This window comes from Echinicola sediminis (assembly GCF_054777495.1).
Window position 1 is genome coordinate 1 of record NZ_BAAHAP010000030.1, and the last position, 11871, is coordinate 11871.

General features: G+C 41.8%; 9 protein-coding genes. 1 reads left to right on the top strand and 8 read right to left on the bottom strand.

Features of this window, described 5'->3' with window-relative positions; genetic code table 11:
- Together ACYVAA_RS09915 and ACYVAA_RS09920 are read right to left on the bottom strand one after the other, a co-directional pair.
- Positions 1 to 1057 (bottom strand): DEAD/DEAH box helicase (locus ACYVAA_RS09915; protein WP_460541075.1); only part of this gene is annotated, 1057 nt, incomplete at its 3' end.
- A complete protein-coding gene (locus tag ACYVAA_RS09920; RefSeq protein ID WP_460541077.1) occupies positions 1054 to 2247 on the bottom strand; it encodes a fatty acid desaturase family protein in 1194 nt (397 codons plus the stop codon). The genes ACYVAA_RS09920 and ACYVAA_RS09915, both read right to left, overlap by 4 nt.
- A 377-nt stretch (positions 2248 to 2624) precedes the next feature.
- Here ACYVAA_RS09920 and ACYVAA_RS09925 point away from each other — a divergent pair, with 377 nt between their 5' ends.
- Positions 2625 to 2849 (top strand): hypothetical protein, encoded by a 225-nt coding sequence (locus ACYVAA_RS09925; protein WP_460541079.1) that lies wholly within the window; start codon positions 2625 to 2627, stop codon positions 2847 to 2849.
- Positions 2850 to 2923: 74 nt separating this feature from the next.
- Here the strand turns inward: ACYVAA_RS09925 and ACYVAA_RS09930 are convergent, their stop codons facing one another.
- From ACYVAA_RS09930 to ACYVAA_RS09955, 6 genes are all read right to left on the bottom strand, one after another.
- The gene (locus ACYVAA_RS09930; protein WP_460541081.1) at positions 2924 to 3907 is read right to left on the bottom strand and encodes a GTP pyrophosphokinase; all 984 of its coding nucleotides are present in this window, start codon (positions 3905 to 3907) and stop codon (positions 2924 to 2926) included.
- Positions 3908 to 4286: 379 nt separating this feature from the next.
- The gene (locus tag ACYVAA_RS09935) at positions 4287 to 6029 is read right to left on the bottom strand and encodes a hypothetical protein (protein ID WP_460541083.1); all 1743 of its coding nucleotides are present in this window, start codon (positions 6027 to 6029) and stop codon (positions 4287 to 4289) included.
- 40 nt (positions 6030 to 6069) lie between these two features.
- Positions 6070 to 6951, bottom strand: coding sequence for an alpha/beta hydrolase (locus ACYVAA_RS09940; protein ID WP_460541085.1), 882 nt, complete (start codon positions 6949 to 6951; stop codon positions 6070 to 6072).
- A 40-nt stretch (positions 6952 to 6991) separates the two neighbouring features.
- A complete protein-coding gene (locus tag ACYVAA_RS09945; RefSeq protein WP_460541087.1) occupies positions 6992 to 8887 on the bottom strand; it encodes a hypothetical protein in 1896 nt (631 codons plus the stop codon).
- Between the two features lie 62 nt (positions 8888 to 8949).
- Entirely contained in the window at positions 8950 to 10473 is a 1524-nt protein-coding gene (locus ACYVAA_RS09950; RefSeq protein ID WP_460541089.1) for a BspA family leucine-rich repeat surface protein, read from the bottom strand.
- Between the two features lie 19 nt (positions 10474 to 10492).
- Complete coding sequence (locus ACYVAA_RS09955; protein ID WP_460541091.1) at positions 10493 to 11869, bottom strand: RagB/SusD family nutrient uptake outer membrane protein; 1377 nt, start codon at positions 11867 to 11869, stop codon at positions 10493 to 10495.
- Positions 11870 to 11871: the final 2 nt, after the last annotated feature.

Consider the following 11871-nt stretch of genomic DNA (forward strand, 5'->3'; position numbering starts at 1 on the left):
CAGCTACATCGGTGGCTACCAGTACCCGGATGTCCCCCGACTTAAACTTGTTTAACATATTGACCCGGTAATTTTGCGACTTATCACCGTGAATCTGTCCTGCAGTGATCCCTCCCCTGTTCAGCTTTTTAGCCAGTCTGTCGGCCAACCTTTTGGTTTCTGTAAAGAGAATTACCTTTTCAGGATTCAGTCGCTGAAACAGGTCATTCAACATCCCAAACTTGTCCGCACCTTCAGGGACATCAACCGTCTCTTGTTCTATGTGCGTATGAGTCCTTGACTCAGGGCTGATCTCAATTTCTATCGGGTCTTTGACAAGTGAGGCGACCAATTGCTTTTGAGAAGGGGAAACGGTGGCAGAAAACAACATGGTCTGTTCCCTGGATCCGATGAGCTGTACGATTTTTTTAATGTCCTTGACAAATCCCATGTCCAACATCTTGTCAAACTCATCGAGTACCAGCGTATTCATAGCCCGAAGATTAAGTGAATTCGATCCTGCCAGATCCAGTAATCTTCCAGGAGTTCCAATATGCAAATGAATTCTTCTCAACAGGTTTTTTCGGTCCGTGTTTAAACTGGTCCCCCCAATAAAACTGGCCGAACGAAGCGGCATATTTTTGGTCAGCATTTCAAATTCCTCCGCTATCTGAAGCGCCAACTCTCTGGTCGGTGCCACCACCAATGCCGAAAAGTTGTCCACATCCTTCAGTGCCTTTTCTATTATCGGAATTAGAAATGCCGCCGTTTTACCGGATCCTGTACTGGATAAAGCAACCATATCCCTGCCTTCCAGCAGGTAAGAAATGGATTCTTCTTGGATTTTGGTGAGGGTTTCAAATCCCTTGTGCTTAATATTTGCCAACAACTGGGCATTAAGCGGAAATGCAGTAAAATAAGTTTCGGTCTGAAAACCTTGTTGAACCTTTACCTGTGCCTTGCAGGTCAGATCAGCCGGGTTAAGGCTGGAGACCCGTTTTTGCTTTCCTGATCTGGATGAGTTATTGGTAGTACCTGCCTGTTTGGGGGTACTTTTATTTTTATTTCGATAGTTCATAAATGATGATTAAATCCTCCCGCTTCTGTCGTATCCCCTTTGCTGTTCCCCAGCCATCGCAGCATGGTGAAATGAGACTTTAAGGCATCCAAAAACGATACTTTTGAATAGTATGGCAGCTGATATTCCGCTGCGGTTGCCCTGACTATGGGGGCTATTTTTCGATAGTGCACATGACAAATATCAGGGAATAAATGATGCTCGATCTGGTAATTCAGTCCCCCTATAAGCCATGAAAACACTTTATTTTTCTCCGAATAATTGCAGGTGGTCAGCAATTGGTGGATTATCCTTTCCCCTGCTACCTGCCCATCCTTATCCATTTGGGGAAAAGACACTTCCGGCATGATATGGGCAGTCTGAAATACCAAGGAAATGCTTAAGCCGGTAACAAAGTGAAGCATGAAGAAAGCCAGCAAAATTTCCCCTATTCCAAAGGGAGAAAATATCAAAGGCAACACAAGAATGAAAATATAGTATAGCAATTTCCACCCCACCATTTTCAATAGGGTATTGCGGTAAATGTTCTTCCCTTTGAGCAGGCCCATTTTGTAATACCTGTTAAGCCTGATGAAATCCTTGGACGTAACCCAGGATAAAGTGGACAGGCCATAAAAGAACCAGGTATACCAGTGCTGATAAGCATGTAGGCGGTTTTTCTTTGCATGTGGGGAAAACCGAAGAAAAAACGGAACATTGAGATCGTCATCCCCTTCCTCAATGTTTGTAAAAGAATGGTGGAGCACATTGTGCTGGATCTTCCATACCGTTGCATTTGCCCCTACCATATTAAGGGTATAGCCCAGCAACTTGTTTATTTTTTGGTTTTTGGAATAAGTACCATGTATGGCATCGTGCATGATCCCCATTCCTATTCCAGCCATGCCAAAACCACTTAATACATAACACAGCAACAACTGCCAGGTTTCGTGGACCGATCCCAAGATCACCAATAAGACCGGGATAAAATAAAGCCCGAACATAAAAAAGGATTTGAGGACCATTTCCAGATTGCCGTGCCTGGATTTTTCAGCTGTACCAAAGTGAGTATTAATTCTCTTGCGAAGGGTAATGGAGAAATCAGATAGAACTGATTCCGAAAATCTTATGGTTTTGATATAAAGTGTATTTAGGTAATAAGAATGAAACTTCAGCTTTCCTGTAAAATATGATCTGCAGATCTTATCCATCCATTGGGCCGGTTTACCAGCCATGGATCAAAAGTAGAAAGAAAGAATTATAGCCGATTGAAGGAGAAAACTCTTGAAATGCTACTCAGGCAGTTATATTGCCAATAATAACTAATGAGGCAAAAATCTAAGTTATTAGCTAGTATTTCTCCTCTGTTGCAACAAAGGTAGTAAAAGATATTGAATCACAAGCTTTTACCTTTAAAAAGAATTCCATCTTCCCTAAAAGCTTTATAGGTAGAACCTTCCGCAACTACGGAACTCCCTAAAACCGCAAATGTAATTCCTCTGACTTTATCAATATGTGATTCATGTAATTTAAAAATCGTTATTTGTAATATAAACTCTAGGATTAATTCTAAACTTTAGAAAAAAACATGAGCAAAGATTTCGTACAAAACAGCTATAACCCTGGAGACATCGTTTATGCAAAGGTCAACCCCAACGTAAAGTTGGTAATTAGAAGATATATTGATCGAATATATTACTGTAAAGTACATGAATTTCCAGAAAATAAAGACTTGGTTTATTTCGAGAGGGAGCTCATTCCTGACCCGTTTCTGATAGCAAAAAATAACAAGAGCCGCTCTAGCCCCACATAACTGCCCTAATTACCAGGGCATAATTGTAACTTTAAAAAAGCAGCAAAATAACCTATTGCGATCCTAATTGAATATTATTCAAACATATCGAAAATCCCTTGTTGGTGCACCGACAAAATTGATTTAAACCTTTCTGAATCTAACTTATACAAACAGTAGCGAATTTTAGTGTAAGGATTCAAACGTTGATTTATTTTTTCTTCAATTAAATTAACATAGGACAAGTTTTCCTGTAAGGCTTCATTGAAAGCTCCTTCAGTAAAATCACTTTTCAACAACAGAATTTCCTGGACAAAACCATCAACCTTATATTCCACAAAATCATAATTAGGAAAGTACTTTAGCGCTACGAATAAGAACCTGAATACATCCAGTGTTTTGAGTGTTTCGATCTGCCCTCCCCTCTTTAGCCTTTTATTTATTTTATGTTCTTCCTGTAATATTCCTTTTTGAATATTTGAAAATTCCTCATCTGCTATTTCAAAAAGGGCTGAAAGTCTATTAATTCTTCTTTTTAAGGTCTGAGGTATACTCTTTTTATATTTTATTTTGTGATCCAAAATACTCCACGCATCCTGAATGACCGTTCGAACCTGAAGTTCTATTTGTAAGTCCCTATACTTGTCAGCCTCATCAATTCCTTTAAGACCATGCTTTAGGACTAACTGCAAGTGCAAACTTTTGTACCCAAATTTGTCCTCCGTCTTTTCCAATTGGCTTGATTTATCCGTTATTTCTAACTCTTTGAAATACTTTCTAAGACTGCGTCTTATTTCATATACCTCTTCAGCATAAAAACAAACGGCCCGAATACCAATCAAATCGGTAAGGTAATTACTGATGATCAAGTCACTACCCGTCGAAACAATAAAGGGTAAATACTTTCTATTAAATTTACTTATGCATTCCTCGTAACTTTTTGTCCTACCTTTTACCATTTCCACTTTGGGGATGGCACCTATTAGTTTACAAAAGAACGCTACAGATGCATCGTGATACTGCAATTGAGCATCATACCAAATTTTGAATTCCTGTATTCTCTTATCGATCTCGTTCATTGGAGCACATATGCAAAGATAGTTTTCAACGTTAAATCACAATCCATGATCAAACGCACAAAACATTACCATCACCAAGGTAGGTAAATTTATTGTAAAGCTTTAGGTCCTAAAAATCCTTCTTTAACCCGGAATTATTCATTATCGATCGTCGTAGCCTGTCCCGACTACTGTCGGGAAGGGCTGAAAATGAAAGAAAATCAGGCTGTTTGGAGACTGAGGCATAGCACCGCTATGGTGAACCTGTCTAGCCGGCAGGCAGAGTCGAAAACAGCAGCAAAGCGACTGATTTTATCCGCGGCGGATCAGTCCATAATAGATATGCTAATGAATATTTCGGGTTTAATTGATCCACCTGGTACAAACCAATTAAATTCCACTATTCTGGAACGGTTGACAATTTCGATGTAGTGACATATTGATATACTACATCATTTGGATCATCTGAAATGGCATAGTTTAACCAACCAATATTTGAAATACCATTGGTTTGCATCGCCAATTGAAGATTGAAAGTATATTCTTCCATCCTAAACAGTCGAATTATTTTATCTTCATTATAAGCATCTTCCAATCGATTATCCAAACCATCCAGATCATTATAATAGTCCCTCCAATCCAATGATTGGTACTTCCTGTTTTGACGGTATTTTCTGAGCGCTTTGGCGGCTTCACTGTGGTCAAAATTGATATCACTGTTCGGTTCCAGATAAACGACATATTTTCCAATTAGATCCTCCAGGGCTGTTCTTCTGTCCACTCCATTTGGCCTGGCACTGGAGCCAATGTAGACAACATTTTCAGGTCCTAAAGTATTTTCGACTTGGTCCAGCATTGCCTGCCAAAGTCCATTGTTCAACCATACTTCATATTCCTTTAGCTCCAGCATTAAAAATACAGGATAATCCATTGGGTTTTTGTCCTTTATGAGTCCTAACCAATCTATCAAATGGTTGGTTAGGGGATTCGGGTTCGCAAAATCCATCCCAACTGTACCCTTACTGACCTCTCCGTCTGGATAATGATGGCCTAGGACAAACTCATAATTAAACCTGTCTACAGAAACCTGACCATTGTCAGCACGATAATTGACCAAATGGGATTTATTCCCATAATTAAAGGAGGTGAGTACCCTACCCCTAGGCACCCAATTTTTCTTATAAACAAAATAAAGTGAAGCTTCTTTAAACCCATTGATAGAAAACTGACCAATATCCTTTCTATAATTGACCAAGTACGAATCACCATCGATCGAAAGGGTACTGAGTTCCCTTGGATGTGCAGCCCAGCTCGTGGTATATACATGCGTAAGCCCATTGCCCGTGAATTTGTCAATGGAAACTTTCCCATTATCTGCTCTATAGTTCACCAGATAGGCTTGTCCATCATGATGGAGTGTAGTCAATACCCTAGCCTTTGCCTCCCAATTTCCCTGAAATATAGTGGTCAATCCAGTTCCTGTAAACATGTTAATGCTAATTTGTCCGTTATCGTGTCTATAATTGACAAGATATGCGTTCCCACCATGTGTCAGTGTGGCAAATGCCCTTTCTTTGGAGGCCCAATTGCTTTGGTAAACATTAATCAGGCCATTCCCTGTGAATCTATCAATTGAAACCTGACCATTATCAGCACGATAATTGATCAAATAGGCTTTTCCACCATACTCCAATGCAGTCAATTGTCTGTCATTTTGGGCCCAATTACTTCGGTATACATTTTCTATTCCATTCCCTGTAAACCTGTCAATGGAAATCTGGCCATCATCAGGTCTATAATTTACGATATAGCTGTTTCCAGCATACTCAAAAGCGGCCATCTCCCTATTCTCTTCCTCCCAATTGGTAGAAAAGGCAATATTGGAGTTCAGAGGCCATAAGTCCAGTTCAAAGAAACGCATTCCTGCATTCAATTGGGATGAAATACTTCCCCGGTCTCCTCCCGAATATGAATTATGCGTACCCCTAAAACAAAGTTCTCCAAATTTTTTTCCCGAATCATTAATGGAGATCGCATGGATAGGTTCAACCTGTTCGACAGAACCATTCGGACCTGTAAATTCCATACTACAGGAAGAAGCCCATCCTACACTTATTATTATCAATATGTTCAGTATTTTCATTTTATTATACATTGAATTCCATGTGCTATTATTAGCACGATCATTTTAAATCTTCCACCCAATCCAAAAACAACTGTCTCCAATTTCCGTGTCGACCATTTTTTAGGCCCAAAGCAAACCCGTGTCCACCTATGGGGTAGATATGCATTTCTGTCTCTACCTTATGCTGCAAGAGCATTTGGTAAAGCTGAAGACTATTTTCAATGGAAACTACCTTGTCGTCTCCACTGTGCAGGATAAATGTTGGCGGGGTTTCCGGGTTTACCTGCAACTCATTGGAATAATGCTTCACCAACTCTACAGATGGTTCCTGTCCTAATAGCCTTTCCCGAGATCCATTGTGTGTAAAATCACTTTTCATGGTCACTACCGGATAGATCAAAACCATAAAATCAGGTCTGTTTTCCTCCTCAGAGTGCGTTCCCAAAGTGCACGCCAAATGGCCTCCCGCAGAAAAACCCATCACCCCGATCTTATCACCCATAATTCCCCAATCGCTCGCCTTGGCGCGTAGGATTTCCATCCCTCTTTTCGCATCCATCAGCGGTGAAAGATGGGGTATCAGATTGGAATCATCTTCGGGCAATCGATACTTTAATACCGCTGCGGCAATTCCTTGACCATTGAGCCATTTGGCTATATCCGTTCCCTCCTTATCATAGGCCAGAGAACCATACCCTCCTCCCGGACAGATCATTAGCATCGTACCAGTATTAATTGTACTTGAGGGAAGAAACACTTCAAGCGAAGGTTCTGTGACCTTGGAAATAACCCTTGCAGTAGGTTTGTTTATCTGCTCTATTAGTCCGCTGGCCGGTTTACTGTTCGGTATGCTTCCCTCCCATAACGGAATTACCTGGGCTTTGAGAGGAAACATACCTAAACCAATAAATAAAAACATCACTAAGAGTTTACTCATCATTTGTTTCGGCAGGATTAAGTTTTTTAATGGCTACTCTAGCTCAATCGCATCCTGAAACCTGATCCAGGCTATTTTTAACTTCCTGCTCTTTGGCATACTCCAAAAACAATCCTTCATAAGGTCTGTCGGAAACAGCAAACATCACATCTGAACACCGGATATTGTCATATTGCCCATCCCCCAAAGAACTTTCCATATGGAAAATCCGGGTAATATAACTTCCGTCCCGACTATTGATGTAGGCACCTATGTCATTACCGTAATTGCCTGGTTTCCTCCAATCAGGGGATACGAGTTTATTGTTGGTCCTGTACCTCCTGAGCTGCAAAAAATTTCCCTGCAAAACTCCCTCTACCGTTCCAAACGGCTGGAAGTTATTGGTATATTCCCTTTTGGTAATATTGTTGTTAGGTTGTATGTAAAGGACCACTTTACCCAAAAGCCCTCCATCCTTCGAACCGTTTTCATCGAAATAAAAAGGTGTTCTACCGTCCACAATCATATCCTTATCCACCAAAGGCTCATTGAAGAATCCTTCTGAACTATGAAACCTCAACCGATCCCCTAAACTGTCCTGAAACATTTCTATAATCCTTATCCATTTTGCGTCAGCAAGCCACTGCTCATAATTCTTGAGCTCCGTCATAACAAAAAGCGGTTCATGATCGGGGTTTGCATCGCTCCATTTGCGCAAATACATGATCCAGTCCTTCAATAAAATGGATTGAGGGTTATCCACCGTTAAATCCACTTCATCCCCTGGTGCATCATGTCCAAGCACAAGGCTGCCTATGACAATGGAGGTTAATTGTAGGGTCTTCCCATCCTGTAGTAGCATACGGTACCCGTCTTTTGAGGGAAAAACCGATACTTTTGCACCGGTCAAAAGAGCTACTTCATTGGTATATTCATGAACCAATACAGGGATCCCCTCATCTATTATCAGCTGTGCTCCAATCACCTCACCGTTGGCTGCATAAGAATTGATATAAAACTTACCCTGTGAATATACAGCTCTTACCTGTCCCATTAAAAGGTCGGAAGCACACATTCGGTAATCTTTCACCGACCAGTTGTCTCCACCGGTAAGTAAATTTCCCACCTTGAAGTTGGTTACGGTTTTTAAATTGTGCCGAAAGAGGTATAGTTCATCATTCTGCTCAAACGCCACTACATTTTCCTCATAGGGAATTCCTTCCAATGAATACAATGACTGGCCAAGGTTCACAGCACCGTCCTCAATGTTGATCAACCTTATGATAAAAGTTCCGGCATTCCTATTGCGGAATGCAACAAAACTGCTTCCCTGAAATTCAAAAGTAGATATTTCCGATTGTGTGTTACCTGTATCAATCCTTCCCAATACATCCATCGTATCTCCGTTAAAACCATGGATGGTCAGGCTTCCTGCTGTGCGGCCATATTCCAATATATAACATACAGTCCCCTGCGCTAGGACATTGAATTCACGGTCTTCTTTCCCGAATGTCCTGATATCCTTTCTGAATATCAATTTTCCTTCCCCGTCTTCAAGTTTATGGACATTTACGTTACCTCTAGCCTTTAAATAGCTCAGCAAATAACTATCACCCAGGTAATCGAATGCTGTAAACGTTTCTGACTCTTCCGGCCATGTGGTCATCAGATCAGTTTCGGTATAAAATGAAAATAGATCAAACTCAAAGAACCTTAGGCCTTTTTCCAATTGTGTTGCGATCCCTTCACGTTTCATTCCCCCAAGATTTCCAGAATAGGAATTATGTGTCCCCTTAAAGAAGAACTTTCGGTACGTGGCCGTAGCAGAATCCAATCCCATTGGCTCAGATGGGGAGATTACTGGTTGTGGGCCCGTCGTGGCCCCGTCAATGTCCGATGAACATCCATAAATCAGGAAGAGCGCAATTAAGACGGTCAAAAACCAACTATATTTCTCCATTGGTGTAGATAAGATAGGTGGGCAGACACCTTTGCGGGGGCCTGCCCATGAATTAATCATGATCAATTGCTCCTGTTGCAGAACTGGTTATTATCCGTCCTATCGGCGGTAAAGAGAGGCTTGTAATTATCCTCCCATTGGGGAGCATCCGTATCAAAGTCGTAATTACACTTCACATTACTGACGTCCCAGCTGGACAGATCCTGGTTAAAGGACTTGTTCTCCTTGAACAGGTTTTGCATGTTTACAACATTACTGACATCCCAACCAGAAATATCCTGATTGAATGCACACCCCTCTCCTCCAAACATAGTCTCCATATTGTCCAAACCACTGACATTCCAATTATTGATGGATGGGTTGTTGAACCCACTGTCCTTGAACATATCCCACATGCTTTCCACCTTACTCACATCCCAGGCACTCAAGTCACCATTATAGTCCGAACCCCTGAACATTTCCCTCATGGTTACTACTTTTCCCAACTTATCTCCCCACCCGGACAGGTCCTGTTCAAAAGCATCATTGTCTCTGAAAGTAGACTTGAAATTGGTCACGTTGGATACATCCCATTCACCAATGGGTTGGTCAAACGGACAGTTTCGAAACATATTTTGCATAATGGTAGCTTTACTGACATCCCAATTACTGATATCCTGGTCAAAGGCAGAGGAAGTAAACATGGTGGCAAAGGACCTAACATTGCCCACCTCCCATTGGTCCAGCGGCTGGTTGAAATTGGTGGCCTGATGGAACATATCCTGCATCGTGGTCACCCCGCTTACATCCCAATGGTTGATATTACTGTTAAAGGAAGTGGCTTCACGGAACATGGCAAAAAGGTCGGTGGTGCCTGTAAGGTCGGGGGCATCACTTGCAGTCACCTGGAGGTTGGAACACCTAAAAAAATAGGCCTGCTCATTTCCCAACCTTAGTTGTCCCCAGCTGGTAATGTCCAATATATTATCTGCACTTATATCAGTAAGTTTGAAATTGAACCCTTCAATGGTCCCCCAAACGGTAACAGTATAATCCCCTGCCTGGGAGTAGGTGTGGGTAGCAGAGGCCAGATCATAACCTGCCACTATGCTTTCGTTGCCATCACCCCAGAACACCTTGAAATTATAGGTTCCGTTTTCTGTAATCGGAAGTGTAATACTTTCATTGTCTCCTACCCTCCATACAGAAACGAACTCCTTTTCGGAATCGAAAGGCTTTAGTACCTTTAGGTCCACCATATATTCTTCCTCCAGCCCAAAGCCCCTTAATAATAGGGGAGACAATCCAGTATCAAAACTTTCACCTGAAGCAGGAACACTGGATATCCCCTCATCCAAGGTGATGGTAAGCACGATTTTTTCCGCATCACAATCCGATGGTAAAGATGCCGTTATACTTCTTTCAGGGTTGTTGACCGATACTGGAATGTCCGCTTCTATACAGGGGTTCTTTTTTGCCTCAATTACTATAGAGCGAACATATACATCCCTTTCATCAAGGAAATAATCATTACTGTCTACATCACAGGAACCGATCAAAATCCCTATGGAAATGGCCATCATTATATATACAAATATACGTGTCATTAGAATGTCATTTTTTTTGTTAATACCCGGGGTTCTGATCCATTTCGGTAATATCCACTTCAGCTTGGGGCAATGGTGACAAAAGTCGGTAAGATTCAACGGTTATGTTCCTTTCTTCCTGTTGAAAAAAGCCATTCATGGTCTCTATGGCTGTTCCTGTTCTCAAGAGGTCAAACCATCTGTGACCTTCTCCTACCAATTCCAGCCTTCTTTCCGAAGCAATGGCATTCCTAAGGCCTGTTTGCTCTGTTTCGGCAGTCTTTTCAAGTCCGGCCCTTTCCCTTACCAAATCCAGATAGGTTCTTGCCAATGCTGTATTGTTATTCTCATTGAGGCATTCGGCATACAACAACAACACATCTGCATACCGTATCACATAATGATTATCACCTCCGTCATTTACATTACTACTGGGTGATGGGGTCCACTTATTGATGTAGTATATATTGTTCGACTCATTGATAAGTTCTTTCCGAAGGTCTCCTGCCTCATATTGCCTATATAGTGAAGCTTCCAAGGCCATCGCACCTCTGCCCCCTTGGTCGTCAGGCTGGGTAAAGAAATAATAGAACCTGCTCCCCTCACTTCCTCCGTTAAGTCCTGAAGTGTAATGTATGCTGAACACATCCTCACTATTTCCTTCGTTTTCGACCCCGAACAACTGATTCATTGGTACCAAGGAGTATTTCCCTGAACCCGTCACGATTTCTAGCTGTTCCTGGGCAGATTGAAAGTCCCCTCGCTTCATATAATGCTTGGCAAGAATCACTCTTGCGGCATGTTCATCGACCCTACCTGCACTATTGTTCACCGGCAACAATTCGATAGCTTCCAATAGGTCTGACTCTATCTGACTGTATACCGCTTCCACTGGAGTCCTCGTATCATTAAATGCGTAAGAGGGGTCATCAATGACGGTAACCAACGGTACCGCCCCATAAATAGAGGTGAGATTATCATACAAAAAGGCCCTAATAAACTTCATCTCCCCAATCCTGATATTTTTCAATGACTCACTATCATAGGGGACCCCATCGATGACATTCAGGACCGTATTGGCATACAGGATGGCCTCATAGGCATTTTCCCAAATACCGTTTACAAAACCTGTGGTACTCGTCCAGGTAAAATCTTCGAGGGAGCTCACCCCCGAATTCGAATTTGGGGCCTGTACATAGGCATTGTCAGAAGGAATTTCGCCCCATAGTATCAAATAGTAGTCATAAAGGGCCTGAAGTTCACTGTAGGCTGCTGTAATGGTCGATTCGACATTTTCTTGAGTGGTATAGTAGTTATCTGCCAATATCCCGGTCTCAGGGAACTGGTCCAATTCTCCTGCACACGCTGTGCATAACCACATAGCGGATGTAAATGAAAGTATTTTGTTCAAATTCATGA